We start from the raw sequence: 16,272 nt of genomic DNA on the forward strand, positions 1-16,272 counted from the left end.
ACGCCATCCGAAGGGTAGTCGGTCCTCACAGGGATACAAAAACCTGCCTCTAGTTCTTCCCCCCCCATGTGCCCCGGCAAGGGAGGTGAATGCGAGGCTCTGGGCTGACTTGTATCAGCCTTCCTTTGCGCTGTGAAGGGTGTGAGTCTACGCCATGTAGCGAGTCTTTGAGGTGCGATCGATGGAGGGAAGGAAGATGCGGAGGAGCTTAGCGTACCGCAAGGTGCTGGCGATCTGTTTGAGCATCGTGTTGGTGTGGCCTAGCGGCGTGATTGTGGGGCGAGAAGTTGGCGGTCGTCTGGCGCGTGAGAGTCGGCAAAAGGTAATCGAGTGGGGGTATCGAGCCGGACATTTGTTGGTGAGGTTTCGGGCTGGAGTGAGCGAAAGCGAGCGGCGGCGCGTGATCAGGGCATACGGTTTAACTTCGGTTGGGCGGTTGCGCGGCGAATCTATGGTTGAGCGCGTTGAGGTGGGAGTCGGTCGAGAGTTGGCCATAGCGGCGCAGCTTGGGCAGGAGCGAGCGGTCGAGTGGGTTGAGCCGGATTGGGAGGTTGTGGCGACGTCATTGGGCAATAGCGTGAAGCGCGTTTCTGAGCCAGGATCTTTAGTGAGAAGAGTCGGCAAGCGAGTGGCGCTCGGCGGGGCGCGGGCTGCGGTTGCAGGCGTGAGCGTGGCGGTGATCGACAGCGGGGTGGATTTCAGTCATCCGGATCTGGTTGGGTGGCAGTGGCGTAACGCTGGCGAGTTGGAGAACGGTGATGATGATGATCGCGACGGATTTATCGACGATTTGGCGGGATGGGATTTTGTGACTGGGCGTGGCGAAGTGGTTGACGAGCAGGGGCACGGGACGATGTTGGCGGGTTTGGTGGCCAAAGGGCCGGGCCTGAGCGGCGGGCAAGTCTTAGGCGAGAGCGAGTTTGATCTCCGATTGATGAATCTGCGAGTGTTGGATAAAGAGGGGCGGGGGCATGTAAGCGCGGCGATTGAGGCGATCGATTATGCCATCGGGCATGGGGCACAGGTCGCATTGTGCGCGTGGGGCTTAGGGGCAGAATCGCGATTCTTGCGCGAGGCTATGGAGCGGGCCGATCGCGCCGGTGTAGTTGTTGTTGTGGCGGCGGGCAATGATGGACATGTGTTGGTCGAAGGTGAGCCATCTGCGATGGTCACCGCACAGTCTCCAGGCAGCGCCTTCACATGGTATCCGGCCAGTTGGTCATCGAAGAATATTTTGGCGGTCGGGGCGACCGATCAGTTTGGGCGATTGACGGAGTGGTCCAACCGCGGGCCGACGGTGCGGGTTGTGGCGCCAGGCGTTGACTTGTGGACGACGCGGGTGGGTGGTGGATACACGACGGTGAGCGGGACATCAGCGGCGGCAGCCGTGGTGGCGCGCGTGGCGGCGCGTTTGAAGGCGGTGGATTGGACGCGGACGGCAGCTCGCGTGATCGAAGCGATCACCTCTTCGGCCCGTCGCGAGGGGACTGAGACTATCGGTGTGGTGGATGAAGCCGGAGCGATAGAGGCTTTACGTCGCGAGCCGGGCCAAGATGCCGCAGGGAGCGATAGACGCAGGATGACGCCGCGGCCCGCGTCGCCACCGAAAGCGGAAGCGCTCGTACTCGATCCGCCGCGGCCCGCGCGTGGGCCGCAGAACTTGCCGCGTTTAGATGAGGTACGGCGTGTGCGCGCGACCCAAATCCGCATGGACGCACCGGTGCCATCGCGGCAGCGTTACTGCTGGCCGGGTGACGCGGCGTGCCGACCACGACCGGCGCGGCGGGAGCGACCCGCGCCACCTACATTGCCGCCAAGTGGGCCGGGGATGAAGCCGGGAACGGGGATGAAATTGCGCGAGATGCTCGAGTGGTGGCGACCCATGGGGCAGTTGGCGGCTGTTGGGACGAGTTGGATGGGCGCAATGGCGAAGCGTAGCGGCGCGGCAGCGAGGGCATTAAGCGCATTCAAGCTAACCGAATCTAAGTCAGTAGCGCGGAGCGGCGCGGCGGCGGGTTGGATTTGGGCCGATTGTCAGCAGGTGCAAGGTTACGTTGACGACTATTATGGTTATTACGGCGGCGGTTATGTGGCGATTTACGTCGATGGGATGCAAGCTGGTGGAGGGAATGCCAATGCTGGAGGGTATTTTGCTTTCGATATCTCCGGATTGGTCAACGACGGGCAGGAGCATTACATCTCGGCGTGGACGTGGGATTACTACACATACTACTGGTATGAGATAGGTGAGACGACCGTTTCCGGCTGCTGGCCGAGCTTCGCTCCGCCGCGGCTCGATCCGCGCAACGAGACGGGGCAGCCCGGGGTCAACCTCGAGTCGCAGAACATCAACTGGAGCGTGCCGCTGATCAGCCTACCCGGGCGCGCCGGGCTCGATCTCGATTTGAGCTTGACCTACAACTCGCTGGTCTGGACGCGGTCAGGCGAGGCTATCATGTTCGATGCCGACCACGGTTATCCGAGTCCGGGCTTTCGGTTGGGGCTTCCGATCATCCAGCCGCTCTTTTACAACGCGCAAGTCGGCGTCTACTCATATCTGCTGATCACGGCGAGCGGCGCGCGCGTCGAGTTGCGGCAGCAAGGTGGGAGCAACGTCTACGAGGCGGCCGATGGCAGCTACACGCAGTTGATCGACTACGGATCGAGCTTGTTGGTGCGGACCACGGATGGAAAGCAGTACTGGTTTGCGCCGACGGTTTACAGCGAATGGCGGTGTGTGCAGATCAAAGATCGCAACGGCAACTACATCACGATCAACTACGATGGCAACGGCAATCCGACCACGATGATTGACACGTTGGGGCGGACCATCCAGTTCAACTACGACGGCAACGGGCGGCTGCTTTCGATCACACAAGCGCGGGCGGGCGGCGGGCAGATCACCTGGGCGACGTTCGGGTATGGGGATATTTGGATGGCACCGGACTTCCCTGGGCTAGCTGTAATGGGGCCGCAGGGCAGTTGGGTGTCGGTGCTGACGCGCGTCGGGTTGCGCAACGGTTCGCGCGTCGAGTTCGAGTACACGCCGTTTGGTCAGGTGCGGTTGATCCGGCGAGTGGCCGAGGATGGGACGCAGCTTGCTTACACGAGCTACAACATGGGGACTGGGCCACACAGCGACTGCCCGCGATTTTCCGAGCAGCGTGACTGGGTGTTGTGGGGCGTGATGAACGAAAGCCAAGAGGTGGTGACCAGCTACCAGGCGGCAGCGGATGGTTCATGGAGCCAAGTGACGACGCCTGATGGAGTGACACAGAAGGAGTACTACTACACTTCGGGGTGGCAGAAGGGGCTGGTCTATCAAACGGAGACGTGGGCCGGCGGGGTGCGGCGGAAGTGGACCACGGTTGCGTGGACGCAGGACGACGTGAACTTGCCCTATCAGAAGAATCCGCGGCCCGTGGAGATCAACGTTTATGACGAGGCCGGGAATCGGCGGCGGACGACGATCGACTACGGGCCATACGCGGCGTGGAGCTTGCCGTACGTGGTGCGCGAGTACGCAGCCGATGGGGTGACGCTGCTGCGGCAGACCTACACGGACTATCGGTTAGATGGCGAGTACGTCAACCGGCGGATCATCGGGTTGGTCGGCGCCGTGCATGTGGCCGATGGCAACAACGTGTGGCAGAGCAAGATGGTCTATCATTACGACTGGGGCGGCGAATACTTTGCGGGAACGGCGCCGAGCGTCGGGCACGATGGGAGCAACTACGGCGCTGGTCTGATCTATGGGCGCGGCAACTTGGTGGGCGTGCAACGGTTCGACGTTGGGGCGATCGATGATGAGAGTCGCGCCGTGTGGGTGGAGACGCGTGGCTACGATGCGGCCGGGTCGGTGAGGTTTATCCGTGATGGGAGCTGGCATCAAGTGGTCTACGATTACGGGGACAACTTTTCGGATGGGAACAATGGGCGGAATACGCGAGCGTATGTGACGGGAGTGACCGATGCAGATGGGTACAGTTCGTACACGCAGTATGATTACGACACTGGGTCGGTGACGGCGCGGCGTGATCCGAAAGGGGCGGTAGAGTTGTTGGAGTACGATGAGGCTGGGCGGTTGGTGCGCGAGACGAATCAGAACACAGGGGCCTATGTGCGGTGGGTCTATCCGGCAGCGGGCGATTATGTGGTGAGCTATCGGACGGTGCGGCAGGTGGGCGAGGAGTTGATGAGCGCAACGTTCTATGATGGTGTGGGGCGGGTGCGTGCCGTGGCGAGCGATTTTCCTGGGAGCAGCGGTGGGCGGCGAGCGGTGCATTACATGAACGACGCGATGGGGCGGCGGGTGTGGGCATCGAATCCGGCGGAGATCAACGACAGTTGGCAGCCTGTTGGCGACGATGCTGGTGATTGGCAGTGGACGAAGCAGGAGTACGATTGGCAGGGGCGGGTGACGCTGACGATCAATCCTGATGGGAGCACACGTGAGTTAAGTTACACTGGCTGCGGGTGCGCAGGCGGTGAAGTGATTACGAGCAGAGATGAACGAGGTCGAAGGAAGCGGCTCTACAAGGATGTGTTGGGCAGACTCACCAGAGTTGAAGAACTCAACTGGGACGGGAGCGTCTATGCGACAGCCTGGTACAGCTACAACGGGCGTGACCAACTCATTCAAATCAATCACGAGGGGCAGGTGCGGACGTTCGAGTATGATGGGCATGGGCGGTTGTGGAGAAGGACCACTCCTGAACAAGGGCAGACGATCTATAGCTACAATGCGGATGATACGGTGAACACGATCACTGATGCACGTGGAGCGAGTCAGACGTTTCAGTACAACGGGCGGCACTTGGTGACGGCGATCAACTATGGCGTTCCACAAGGAGTGGCTCCCACTGCGAACGTGCAGTATGGGTATGATGAAGGAGGGAATCGGGTGTGGATGGAGGACGGGATGGGGCGGGTGGATTACGAGTACGATGTGTTGGGGCGGTTGGTGGCGGAGACGCGGTATTTCAATGAGTTAGGGCAATCTTACAGGCTCACGTACCAGTACGATTTAGCAGGGGAGTTGACGCAGGTGACGAATCCGTGGGGTGTGGTGGTAGGCTACACCAGAGATCAGACCGGCCAGGTGACGGCCATCACCGGAGCCGGTTATGCTGGGGTGACTGTATATGCGCAGGGGATCAGGTATCGAGCCTTTGGGGCGGTGAAGCAGGTGACGTATGGCAACGGGCGACAACAGAGCGTCGCGTATGACAACAGGCTTCGTGTGAGCAGATGGGAAGTGGTTGGGGTGTTAGGGTGGGAGTATGGGTATGATGATTTTGGTGAGCGGAGTGGGCGGGTGACGTTTGCGCGGAACCTGTACGACAACAGATTGGATCGGAGTTGGGAGTACGATCAGGTGGGGCGGTTGCAGCATGCGTACAGTGGGGAGGAGGCGCGAGCGCACGTTGGGCGAGGTGAGTGGGGGAGTCCGACCGGGCCGTATGCGCATAGCTATGAGTATGACGTGTGGGGGAACATGGTGAGGCGTGTCGGGTGGGGCGGCTGGGCAGGGGCCTTCAGTGTGAGTTACGTTGGGAATCGGGTCGTTGGGTTAGGGTACGATGGAGCAGGGGACTTGGTGGACGACGGGCGGCAGCAGTATGGGTATGATGCGGGAGGGCGGCAGGCGTGGGCGCAAGGGAGCGGGTATCGGTTAGAGCAGAGGTACGATGGGGACGGGTTGCGGGTGAAGAAGGATGACAACGGGGAGGTGGTCTATTACATTCGGTCGAGCGTGTTGGGCGGGCAAGTGGTGGCTGAGGTGAGGAACTGGGGATATGGCTGGAGTTGGAGCAGGGGGTATGTCTATTGGCCTGGTGGGGAGCTATTGGCGGTGCAGCAGGGCGGGGTGAGATGGGTGCACCGAGATCCAGTGGTGAAGAGTCAGCGGTTGACGGACGAGGCGGGGAGTGTGGTGGCGGTGGTGGAGTTGGATCCGTGGGGCGGAGAGACGGACAGATGTGTGAAACAGAGGCAGCAGCCGTACCGGTACACGAGTTACGAGCGGGATGGGGACGGGGTGGATCAGGCGCTGATGAGGAGTTACCACGGGTGGTGGACGCGGTTCAACGAGCCGGACCCATGGGAAGGGAGTTATGACTTGACGGATCCGCAGTCGTTCAACCGGTATGCTTATGTGCAGAACGATCCGGTGAACTTTGTGGATCCGACAGGGATGCTGACGGTGGGTCCGGTCAACGGGGTGCAGCTTGGGGTAGTGACGGTGAGAGCCGATGCTGGGCCTGACTGGACGGCGTTATGGGAGTTATGGATGTTTGGGATGCAGATGGATCAGCGGTTGCTGCCGCCGTTGATTGATGAGCCGCCGGAGTTGCCAGCGGTGCCGTCACAAACTACCGCTTCTCGACAGGATTTACATAGACTTGTCAATGACTGTCGCATCCGAGCAATGCTTGACACTATCGCTTATGCTGAAGGCACAGCTGGGGATCCCAACAATGGTTATGGGACCCTTGTCAGAGGGGAGGTTGTTAGATCGCCGAATAACCCAGCTCTTGTGGGTCAAAGAGACGTCATAATCAACGACTTCTCGCAGCATCCGAATGCGTTGGTGCGAGTTGGTGGAAGTTTGTACAGTACCGCTGCTGGGCGTTGTCAGATCAGATACCAAACTTGGAATGAGCTTGGCTTGTCAGATTTCAGCCCTGAAAATCAAGATCTCGGTGCCGTGATATTGATGCAGCGGCGCGGGATGATCGATCCGCTGCTGAGCGGCAATTTCGCGCAAGCGATCAAGAGAGGGAATAGGGAATGGGCTAGTTTACCCGGATCCCCTTATGGTCAAGGGAGAAGAGGGATGGCTCAGCTTCAGCGGGTATATAAGGAAGCACTCGCTAATTGTCAGAGGCAGCAGAACCGCTGAGGAATAGGGTTAGAAGATTTTTACTTTCTTGGCTACTAGTTAGCTGTCTTGTATCTATGAGTTGTTCTACTCCGGTGTCAATGCTGCCCAGCGGCGCGCAACTCACACTTAAAGACTTGTTTGAAGCCGTTTCAAATCCATTCTTTCAAAAGATGAGGCAGCAAATACGTGCAAAGCCGGAAGAGCAAACGAGCTTCAGCGTGGAAGTAGGAATAGAACGTCCGGTCAATGTGCCGGAAGATGTATTGCGAATACTCAGATATGATGAACGGAATCAGACCTGTCTTGCATCGGGGCAATCGATCAATGGCATTCTAGCAACATGGTTTGTTGCATCGGAAGTTAACCTGAATGATGATGACCTGCCAGATCTGATTGTGATGGCCGCCAATCCATGTTTGTTTGGCGCGAATGTCGACCCGTTTTGGGTGTTTTGCGCCACGCCGCAAGGGCACGAGCTTGTGCTAAGTGAGAGCGCGACGGTCTTAGATGTGCTAGACAAGCGGACTAACGGCTATCGCGAAATAAGACTAATGAGGCTATCAGCGACTGAGAAAATCATCACTGTTTACAGATTTGATGGTAGAAAATATCAGGCGCGTTTTTCTAGGGTGGAATCGATTAGGCAGTAGGTGACCGATCCACAATCGTTCAATCGATACAGCTATTGTGAGAATGATCTGGTGTGTGGGTCCAGAAGGGTTAGTGCCGAAGATCATGTGTGAGGTGATAGGGAATAGTGAGACAGGCTATAACGTGTATTGTGTGTGTGGGGGGAGGGGAGTATGGGAGATGGTTTAAATGAAGTTGGTGGCAAGGGTCGAGTAAATGAGGCTAATGGCGGAGGCGGCGCGCTGGCTCCGCTGCAAGGTCCTGCTTCGCAGCCACATCCGGCGCCATCAGTCAAACCGCAGCAGAAGGAGTTCGATGACTGTGTGAAACGAACGATCTCGCAATTCAGAAAGGAGTATATTGCGCAAGGAGGCAAAGCGTTACTTGGGGGAGGCTTATTGATAGGAGGAGTATGGATCCTCATCAGAGGGGTTCCCGGGGCAAGGCCAGCTGGCGGTGTTGGTTTTAGAGCTGCCAGGGAGTTTGTCCGATCTAGCAGCATACACAGTCTCGATGATGCCTTCAATGCATTGAAAGTCGGAGGATTGCTAAGTTTGTCACCTGCCCTTCTCGGAGGATTGCTCATCAAAGAGGCAGTTAATGAAGGCGAGCAAAGCGAAATAAAACTCAAGCGCGCCATAGAGGAGTGTAAAAAGAGGTTCCCCGAAGCCAACCACAAGGTTCCGTTGCTACTGTAACCGCCTTTGTCTTTGCAGGCGATGGTAGAGAGCGTCGTCAAAATCTATCTGATTATCCTTATATGGTCTGGTCTGTGTGACCTTTTGGTCAAACTCTTCAGGGCGTTCCGATCATGGACACTAAATGGTAGGCTGGTGATATCGGATGCATGTCTAAGAAGCCTTCTAAGGGGCGCATCCATGGCCGTTGTCGGTTATGTGGTGCTTGACTTGTTCATTTCGGGCAGAGTGCTTGTACAGGCAACCTTGTTGCTTGTGATGTCCTTATTGATTGTGCAAGAGTACGTGTTGTTCTTAACGGGAAAATTACACTTGGCGAAGCTACAAAACAGCGAGTCCGAAAAGACCAAGGGGTAGGGCGCGCGGCAATCGAGGGCGGAAGAGGCAGTTGGTTCGTGCTAGAAAACGTCTTGGTTTACGGATTAGCTGGATGGGTGGCTGCCTTGGTCACGAGGTTGTTGGTGGGAACAATCTCTCTCCGCTTTCAATTAGCACTGACCTTGATGAGCATGTTGCTGGGCGGTTTAATGGCGTTGTGGCAATTGAAAGTGGACAAAGCGCGGTAATGAAGCGCTAGCTGCGCGCTCCTAATGGTGAGCGAGGTTCGGAGGTGAATTCCCTTCACTGGGAGCGGGTTCGGACGGTAAAAGTCGGTGAGAGCAAATGTCTCGTGAATTGTGTTGTAGATCCTCATCCTTGCTGATCTCCGATCAGCTTGGGCTTCTCAACTGAGTGGAGATTCATCAGAAATCTCCAATCTTATACTCTTCTTGTACTACGCGCTTACGGCCATTGGTTGAGCACTCCGAGTAGTAGTGTCAAGCGCTATGGCAATCTCCGCTTGCTTCCAGCGCTGTTTGCGTGGGATCAGAAGTGGGCAAACCGCGACCCGTAGCCTAATCACACGCGCCACTCTTTCAGGTCATCATCTTATTCACTCAGTTGACCAAAGTTCCGACAGTCAAACGGCAATAAGCGGGCACATGAAAATTCCGCACATTATCAAGAAATTTTTCGTATGCGCGGTCGAAAGGGATTATGATATGGTTTGGAGGTATCCGCGGAAATCGGCGAAAGCTCAGGAAATCAACGACTCCACGACTCGCGGCCTTCTGGCTCCTGAGGTCGGGAAGAGGGTTGAGGATAGGTGAAAAATCTGATGGTCTTCGTTACGAGGGCAGGTGTTGTTAGACCGTAGCGGAGTGCAGCGAGTACCGACGTAATCTGACGGTTCGCTACAAAGATTATATTCCGTTAGATTCTCTTTAAAGGTTGATGATATCAAAGGAGTTAGGTATGGAACCTGATTTGGTCGGGAGGATAGCTGCTAAAGTAGCTCTTCTACCTGTCGAGCAGCAGAAGAAAGCGCTCGAATATGTCGAGGCGTTGCTGGAACAAAGCGTCAATCGTCCTTTACGCGGAGGGCGGAGTCTGATGGGCGCATTCGCCCATCTAGGTTTGAGCGTCACGGACGAGGACATAGAAGAAGCGCGCCGCGAGATGTGGCGTCACTTTCCACGCGAGGAGGCGTAGAAATTGCACGGCATCGTCACAGACACGCATCCGCTGTTGTGGTATCTGTTCGATCCGGTGAAACTATCGGAAGCGGGGCGCACGGCGTTTCTTGAGGCTGAAGCCAGGGGAGAAGTCATTCATGTTCCTTCAATAGTTGTGGTGGAACTGCGTTATTTGGTCGATAAAGGGAAGCTTGGCGAAGTGCATTATGAGGTGATTTTGCAGGTTTTGCGCGACAGCGTGCTGCCGCTTAAGATTGCCGCGCTTGACATAGAGGTTGCCGATAAACTTATTTCCATTCCGCGAGAGATCGTCCCCGATATGCCAGACCGAATCATTGCAGCAACAGCGCTCAAGCTCAATCTACCGTTGGTGACGAAGGATGAGGATGTCCGCAAACTCACCAATGTGGTGACAATATGGTGAGCATTGGTGGCCGAGGTCTTGGCGGATCTGGCTTTGAAAAAGTCGATCGTGCATAAGCGGAGCCTTCGTTGCAGCCTTGGTCGCATTGCTCTGGTGCTCATTATGGCATGGCTGTGCAGGTGTAGATCGTCAACTACTCCATAGCTGAAGCTAGGGGCTTGTAGCTACCCGGAGGCGCTACCTTGAGCAAGCAACTCGTTTGGCTGGTTGACAGCAGCCCTCGCCCGGATGTTCCGGGCCGCCACAACGTCGGCAGGCGCAGCGAACCCGCACGATATACAGGAGAAACGCGCTTGCGTTGGACGATTGCGTTTGTCGATGCATCTACAGACCGGACACGTCCGACTGGTGTTGCGAGGGTCTACAAGAACCACAGGTACACCAGCCAGCCATGCCTTGTACTCGATAAAGGACCGGAGCTGGAAGAACAACCAGTTATGCAATCGTGCACGCTGCCGACGACGGGCCGTTACCCGGTCGCGGATGCTCGTCAGGTCTTCGAGGGCAATCCCGCGTCCGGTGCGTTGCGCTGTGGCCACGATTGCCTTGCTGACGACGTGGTTGACATGGCGTTGAAAGCGCCGTTGCTTGCCGCTGAGCTTGCGCGGCTTCCGTTTGGCAGAGCGCGTGCCTTTCCGCTGGGATTCCATCGGCGGTGTGCGTCGATGCGTCGCTTCTGCTCGACAGTTGCTCCGGTGTAGGTGATGCCGTCCGAATCGGTCGCGATGTTGACGACGCCGAGATCGGCACCGAGTATGTCACCTGCTTTCGTGGTCGGCCGCTCCTCCACGTCACAGACGACGTTCAGGTAAAACGTGCCCTGGTAGAAGACCAGATCGACTTCACCCTTCCGCAACGGCAGATACCGACGCTGGTAGTCGCCACAAACAAAAGGCATCACTTGGCGACCGTTGAGTGTCCAGATACTCACCTGGTCGCCGGGCTTAAAGCGGAGAATCCGGTCATCATAGGCAATGCTGCTATGAGGGCGGAAGGTCCGCCTCACCTTCCGGTCCGTCTTGTAGCGTCGGCAACTTTGGCCCGAGAGCAAAGCGCTTTTTGATGAAATACGCGCGGGCAGGTTTGCATTGGTCATTTCCGAGACATTGCTCAGCGAGCGTGCGCCAGAACAGGGGCAGCAAGCGTTGGCTTCGATTCCACTGAGCGAGGTTGAACTCATCGAGTACAGCAATGAAGTTGATGTGTTGCGCGACGCCTACATTGCTGCAGGCGTGGGTAGTGCAGCATCTGCTGCTGATGCCGAGCACGTTGCCATAGCCTCCGTGGCAGAGGTGGATTGGGTAGTGAGTCGGGACTTCAAGCACATCGTCCATTACATCGCTATCCAGAAGGCCAGCGCGAGGTTCTGCACAAATCCGGCTCTGGAAACGACCAGATCGGGTTTGGCGCTGCAAGCAGATCTTTGCGCTGAGCGCGCTCCGCAGGACCCAGGGAATGGCGCTAGCTGGCTGCAAGGTCCCCTCTTGCTGTCCGATCGCGAGGGAGGGAAGCGATCGAGAGTTCAATGATTGCCAAGCTATCCGTGTCTCTTCGGCTCATCATCAATTTGAGGAAAGGGTTCAATGATCGCTCGGTTATCGACTGCGCAAGCCCGAGGCTTTCCACTGGATGCAGGATCTGGATGATATCGTGCAGCGCGCTTCGACAAGTCGTTCGCCGCCCATTTCCACTGGATGCAGGATCTAGATGATGGACCACAGTGCTAGGTTCTTCCCGCCGGGCCATATTCCTCTCATTCTATCTCAGAGGAAGGTCGCACAAGTCGGTCATTTATGAGATGGCTGCTGGTTCGATCCTCTCCGTCTCCAAAAGATCATTGTTGGCCTCTCGCGCTCGGGTCGCCAGTGGGCGGCGGCGCATGATCCTCTTTAGCTGGCGGACCGAGCAGCTCTGTGAGGATCGGCTTGAGCGCATCGGCCCACACTTGATATCCCTTGACGTCTAGATGTAATCCGTCTGGCATCGCCATACCCTCACGAAATCTCCCATCCTTATCGGCCAATTTATCGTTGATGTTCAGGTACCTGATCCTTTTCCCGTCAGCGAATTTTGATATGTTTTCGTTGATCTTGTTGATGATCGGCATCACAGCCGGATTATCGTTGCGTGGCGTGATCCCCATCAGGATGATTGTCGCGCCGGGCGCTTTTCGCTGGCAGATATCCAAGATGGCTTTAATCCCACGAGTGACATCCGCGATTCGCGGGTCATCGGGCCCTTCGGGCGATCTGTTGCCGATGTTATTCGTGCCGGCCATCAAGACGATGACCTTAGGGTTGACGCCGTCCAACTCCCCGTTGTACAGACGCCACAGGATGTTCTGAGTCGTGTCACCGCCCCAACCGAAATTGGCGGCGTTCCAGCCGAAGAAGTTCTGGCGCCAGTTCTCCAGAAAACGTTTGTATTGCGCATCGCTCGTGCCCCAGCGTCGGGTGATCGAGTCGCCTAGAAAATAGACATCGATGCGCCCTTTCTTTCTCTTCTCAAGCAGCTCAGCATGCGCGATCATCGAGTTTCGATCCGTGCGAGGCACAGGTTGATCGGCTGGCGGAGCGCTTTCGACGTGCAAGCTCGGATTACGGTTCGAGCGATCCGCTGTGCTCGACTGACTGGGCAATTGGCGTGGCGTGACTTTGCCGCCGCGCACGAGCGTGTTGAGCCATTCTTCCGCACGGACGGTGTAAGGGCGTTGCTGTTCCGGCGTCGCTTGGTGGTTGTGTGGAGAGTCGATCATCGGAACGACCTCTTTAGGCCCTTTAATTTGATTGAAAGCGATCCAGATGCCGACCGGCGGTGTGACCGTATCGACGAACCCAATGGCGACCAGAGCAGTGGCTTTAATCCGCGAAGCGAAGTTGACCGGATCAAAGTAGAGCGCCGTCGCCATGATCTTGGGATTATCCGCAGGCCAGTTCGGATAGCCTGACGCCCGACCATGAAGCGGCCCGTTCGTGTCGCATCCGGCTGGCTCGTTGACGATGACATGAGTGATCTTCGGGTGCAGCCCGGCAACGGCAAGCGCCTGCTGCCCGCCCATGCTCGTCCCCATCACGACGAGCGTTTGTCCATCCCAATCGGGCCGGTGCGTGATGTAATCCACGGCGCGGTAGTCGGCCAAATACATCTGTAGAAAGTAACTCTTATCGCGATCCTCGCGCCCGATCAGATGATAGTTCTTGAGCTCTTCTGGTAGCGCATCGTAGTATGACTGCGGCGCGTTGGGCAGCACGTCATGCGGCTCGATGTTCAGCGCAAGCCAACCTTGGGCCGCGCGGTCGGTGACCCACTGTTTTTGCAGAGGGTAGGGAGGCCCGGCCCATTGGAAGATGACCAGCGCCGGAAACTTGCCTTCTCTTTTCGGCTTGGCGATCTGCCCGTAGATATGTTTGCCGTCCACGTTGTCCATTCTGATCGTCGCGTATTCCACGCCGGGCTTGTCGCTTTCGCCTGGCGTCAGGACGACGTTCTCCGGGATCCGCTCGAGCGATTTGATCTTGGAATCCCAAAAGAGATCGAAGTCCGCTGGGCGCGGGACCGATGGGCGCAGCTTTTCCGGCGCTACCGCCGCTCCGAGGGTGACGCTTTCACTTGAGCCGGGCCTTGAAACTTGAACGTAAACCATCGCCGGCTCATCGAGCGTGACTTCAATCGTGTTGCGACCAGCCGAGAGATCAAGAGTCCCGGTCTTAATCACGCTGTAGTTATTCTTCTTGACCGTGTAAGTGTAGAGCCCTTGGGCCGTTCCTTGCGGCACGTGGGCTGTCCAGCCGACCTTCTCGCCAACAGCGTAAATGCCGCTCGGCTTGTACGGCGTAAAGATCGGCTGTTGGGCGACGCACAGGCTCGCGGCAATGTGGCAATAGATCAGCGCCGCGAAGATCATCCGAACGCAATGGCTTCGAGTGCTCATCGTGCCTATCTAGACTCCGTAGGTTCGATCTCAAATCTGCGGTTGATGCGCGCTTACGATTGGCGATGTCGCGAATCGCTCAATGTAAGATTATACAAAAGATCCCTCGGTTCGAAGTCGGCGTTTGAGTTGGATCTTCAAGTTGCTTCCCGCCGACCAAATATCTCCTCGTGCAACGCGCAATATTCCGCCCACGTGTCAATGTCGCGCACGACATATGGAGAAGAGACGGAGACGCAATGTAGCAGGTCGCGCTTCTGGTCCAGTAGAGCGCGAAGCCCGCGCGTTTCGTCAAGGCGCAACAGATCATCGCGCAACGCGAGATCGATCAGCACCGGATGGCCTCGACGCCCTTGCCATTCGGGGACGATCAGTTTTGCTCCCGTCGCCTTCCGCGCTTCGATCAGGCTTCGCATGACGGATGGCGGGATCGCCGGTTGATCGGCGAGCGCTATCATCACAGCGTCAGCTTCCTCTCGGATCGAAGCGATGCCGCACGCGATGGATGCGCTCATCGCGCTCTTCGGATCCGGATTGTGAGCGAAGTCGACGCGCCAGTCTTTCAGCTTCGCGCGCACTTCATCCGCTCTGTGGCCAACAACGACGATGATCTCGCGCAACCCTGCGGCGCGTAAATTCTCTAAACACGCCTCGATCACCGTTCGCTCTCCGAAAGGTAGAAAAGGTTTGAATGCTCCCATGCGGCGCGAGCGCCCGGCGGCAAGAAGCAGCGCGATGATTCTCGGTTCAACGTTCATGGTGTGAGCAGGGCGGTGAGTCCGCGCTTGGCCAGAACGCCGACCATGTGACGCCGGTAAGATGTCGATGCGGCGACGGTCGTGCGCAAAGGTTTGGCCGTTTGCCGGACCAGTTCTGCGACTCTTTCTAGCCTTTCCGGCGTGAGCGGTTGTCCGACGATCATCTCGCGCACACCCTTGACGAGCCGCGGACTCGGATTGACCGCCGTGAGCGCCATACGCACGTCCTCACATCGACCAGCCTCGTTCACGCGCGCTGCAACGGCAACGCCCGCCAGCGGATAGTCAACCGACGAACGGACGCGGTACTTCAAATATATGCCGCGCCAATCGGCGAACTCCGGCGCGACGTGCACGGCGCAGACGATCTCGTCCGGCGCGAGTTCGTACTTCTTGATCCCATCGTTGACGAAGAACTCGGCGAGTTTCACGCAACGTTCGCCGCGTGGACCGGCGATGTCGATCGTCGCATCGAGCGCAAGCAGCGCGGGCGCAAGATCGCCTGAATAGGCCGCCCAGCAGCGTCGCCCGCCCGGCGCGACGTGGCAGACGGTGCCGTCTTTCTTCAAACAGAACCCGTTCGCTTTGCGCCAGAAGTATGATTGATTGTAGTAAACGCAGCGCGTGTCGAGACAGAGGTTGCCGCCCACGGTCCCCATATTTCTGATGTTCGGGCCGGCAACTTGCGACGCGGCCGAGGCGATCACCGGAAAGCGCGAGCGGATGATGTCGTGCTCGGCCACTTCGCTGAGACGCGCGAGCGCGCCGATGCGCAACCCGCACGCGGGATCGAACTCGATGGCGCGAAGCTCATCGAGACGGCTGAGATCGACAATGTGCGCCGGAGTTTCGATCCTCATGCGCATGTTGACTACTAAGTCAGACCCGCCCGCCAGCAGCTTCGCCTGCGCGCCGTGTTCTTCGAGCAGACGCACCGCTTCGGCGAGCGTGTGCGGACGGTGAAGCGTAAAAGATGCCATCGCCATGGTTTTCAGCCCCGTGCTCAGAATGTCACCTTGAGAGCTTCGCCACTGGCATGACCACGCCAGCCGACGCAAGCACAAGTTCGTCATCGCGCGAAGCGAACGCTGACGGACCGCTCATCGACGCCTGAATTCAACGCCAGCGTAAATCTCCGCCGCCGGGATCGTCACCTTGATCGCCCATAACCACAACGGATCTTCCGCTTGTCGATATTCGCGCTTGCGCCACTCGTCGCCTTCAAGCGAGAAGTGTTCGATAAACGCTTCATCTTGTGATCGAGCGATGCGCCAGCGAGCGCGAAGATCTCGCCGTCGTAGTACTCGTGCTTGACTTCAGACATCTCTTCGATGCTGAAGTGGTCATCGAGCGTGTAATGACGTTGCGGGGCTCGTCGCATCTCCGCTCCTTTCATCGAGATCCATCGACCGCGCCGCTCTGCGTCTA

Annotated in this window: 11 protein-coding genes; 6 read left to right on the plus strand and 5 right to left on the minus strand. The window is 57.5% G+C overall.

Annotation, left to right across the window (positions count from 1 at the left end):
- The first annotated feature begins 196 nt into the window (after nucleotides 1-196).
- The 5 genes from PYK22_RS05690 to PYK22_RS05720 all read left to right on the plus strand — a co-directional run bounded on the left by PYK22_RS05690 (nucleotide 197) and on the right by PYK22_RS05720 (nucleotide 10,155).
- Entirely contained in the window at nucleotides 197-6,904 is a 6,708-nt protein-coding gene (locus PYK22_RS05690; RefSeq protein ID WP_041975184.1) for a S8 family serine peptidase, read from the plus strand.
- Between the two features lie 56 nt (nucleotides 6,905-6,960).
- A complete protein-coding gene (locus PYK22_RS05695; protein WP_162199800.1) occupies nucleotides 6,961-7,536 on the plus strand; it encodes a hypothetical protein in 576 nt (191 codons plus the stop codon).
- A 153-nt stretch (nucleotides 7,537-7,689) separates the two neighbouring features.
- Nucleotides 7,690-8,214, plus strand: coding sequence for a hypothetical protein (locus tag PYK22_RS05700; RefSeq protein WP_157770693.1), 525 nt, complete (start codon nucleotides 7,690-7,692; stop codon nucleotides 8,212-8,214).
- A 1,296-nt stretch (nucleotides 8,215-9,510) separates the two neighbouring features.
- Nucleotides 9,511-9,747 carry a hypothetical protein gene (locus PYK22_RS05715; RefSeq protein WP_041975189.1) on the plus strand — a complete coding sequence of 79 codons (237 nt, stop codon included), beginning with the start codon at nucleotides 9,511-9,513 and terminating at the stop codon, nucleotides 9,745-9,747.
- A gap of 3 nt (nucleotides 9,748-9,750) precedes the next feature.
- Nucleotides 9,751-10,155 (plus strand): type II toxin-antitoxin system VapC family toxin, encoded by a 405-nt coding sequence (locus PYK22_RS05720; protein WP_041975190.1) that lies wholly within the window; start codon nucleotides 9,751-9,753, stop codon nucleotides 10,153-10,155.
- Between the two features lie 164 nt (nucleotides 10,156-10,319).
- On the opposite strand, the gene PYK22_RS18300 is transcribed toward PYK22_RS05720, so the two are convergent.
- A complete protein-coding gene (locus tag PYK22_RS18300; RefSeq protein WP_060635377.1) occupies nucleotides 10,320-10,805 on the minus strand; it encodes an RNA-guided endonuclease TnpB family protein in 486 nt (161 codons plus the stop codon).
- Between the two features lie 438 nt (nucleotides 10,806-11,243).
- Between PYK22_RS18300 and PYK22_RS16455 the strand changes: the two genes are divergently transcribed.
- Nucleotides 11,244-11,684, plus strand: coding sequence for a PIN domain-containing protein (locus PYK22_RS16455; protein WP_060635379.1), 441 nt, complete (start codon nucleotides 11,244-11,246; stop codon nucleotides 11,682-11,684).
- Nucleotides 11,685-11,989: 305 nt separating this feature from the next.
- Here PYK22_RS16455 and PYK22_RS16460 read toward each other — a convergent pair whose 3' ends face one another.
- From PYK22_RS16460 to PYK22_RS05750, 4 genes are all read right to left on the minus strand, one after another.
- Nucleotides 11,990-14,086, minus strand: a complete 2,097-nt coding sequence (locus PYK22_RS16460) for an acetylxylan esterase (RefSeq protein WP_083437638.1) — start codon at nucleotides 14,084-14,086, stop codon at nucleotides 11,990-11,992.
- 137 nt (nucleotides 14,087-14,223) lie between these two features.
- Nucleotides 14,224-14,844: a nucleotidyltransferase family protein gene (locus tag PYK22_RS05740; RefSeq protein WP_041975192.1), complete on the minus strand. Its 621-nt coding sequence runs from the start codon at nucleotides 14,842-14,844 to the stop codon at nucleotides 14,224-14,226.
- On the minus strand, nucleotides 14,841-15,824 hold the full coding sequence (locus PYK22_RS05745) for an FAD binding domain-containing protein (RefSeq protein ID WP_162199801.1): 984 nt from the start codon (nucleotides 15,822-15,824) through the stop codon (nucleotides 14,841-14,843). Before PYK22_RS05745 ends, PYK22_RS05740 begins: the two co-directional genes overlap by 4 nt.
- 170 nt (nucleotides 15,825-15,994) lie before the next feature.
- Nucleotides 15,995-16,225 (minus strand): hypothetical protein, encoded by a 231-nt coding sequence (locus PYK22_RS05750; protein WP_157770694.1) that lies wholly within the window; start codon nucleotides 16,223-16,225, stop codon nucleotides 15,995-15,997.
- Nucleotides 16,226-16,272: the final 47 nt, after the last annotated feature.

It is taken from the genome of Pyrinomonas methylaliphatogenes (assembly GCF_000820845.2).
GTDB lineage: Bacteria > Acidobacteriota > Blastocatellia > Pyrinomonadales > Pyrinomonadaceae > Pyrinomonas > Pyrinomonas methylaliphatogenes.

Excerpts from the sequence above, each read along its gene's own strand:
- PYK22_RS05690 (WP_041975184.1), top strand. The coding sequence starts at position 197 with ATGCGGAGGAGCTTAGCGTACCGCAAGGTGCTGGCGATCTGTTTGAGC.
- PYK22_RS05695 (WP_162199800.1), top strand. The coding sequence starts at position 6,961 with ATGAGTTGTTCTACTCCGGTGTCAATGCTGCCCAGCGGCGCGCAACTC.
- PYK22_RS05700 (WP_157770693.1), top strand. The coding sequence starts at position 7,690 with ATGGGAGATGGTTTAAATGAAGTTGGTGGCAAGGGTCGAGTAAATGAG.
- PYK22_RS05715 (WP_041975189.1), top strand. The coding sequence starts at position 9,511 with ATGGAACCTGATTTGGTCGGGAGGATAGCTGCTAAAGTAGCTCTTCTA.
- PYK22_RS18300 (WP_060635377.1), bottom strand. The coding sequence starts at position 10,805 with ATGGAATCCCAGCGGAAAGGCACGCGCTCTGCCAAACGGAAGCCGCGC.
- PYK22_RS16460 (WP_083437638.1), bottom strand. The coding sequence starts at position 14,086 with ATGAGCACTCGAAGCCATTGCGTTCGGATGATCTTCGCGGCGCTGATC.
- PYK22_RS05740 (WP_041975192.1), bottom strand. The coding sequence starts at position 14,844 with ATGAACGTTGAACCGAGAATCATCGCGCTGCTTCTTGCCGCCGGGCGC.
- PYK22_RS05745 (WP_162199801.1), bottom strand. The coding sequence starts at position 15,824 with ATGGCATCTTTTACGCTTCACCGTCCGCACACGCTCGCCGAAGCGGTG.
- PYK22_RS05750 (WP_157770694.1), bottom strand. The coding sequence starts at position 16,225 with ATGCGACGAGCCCCGCAACGTCATTACACGCTCGATGACCACTTCAGC.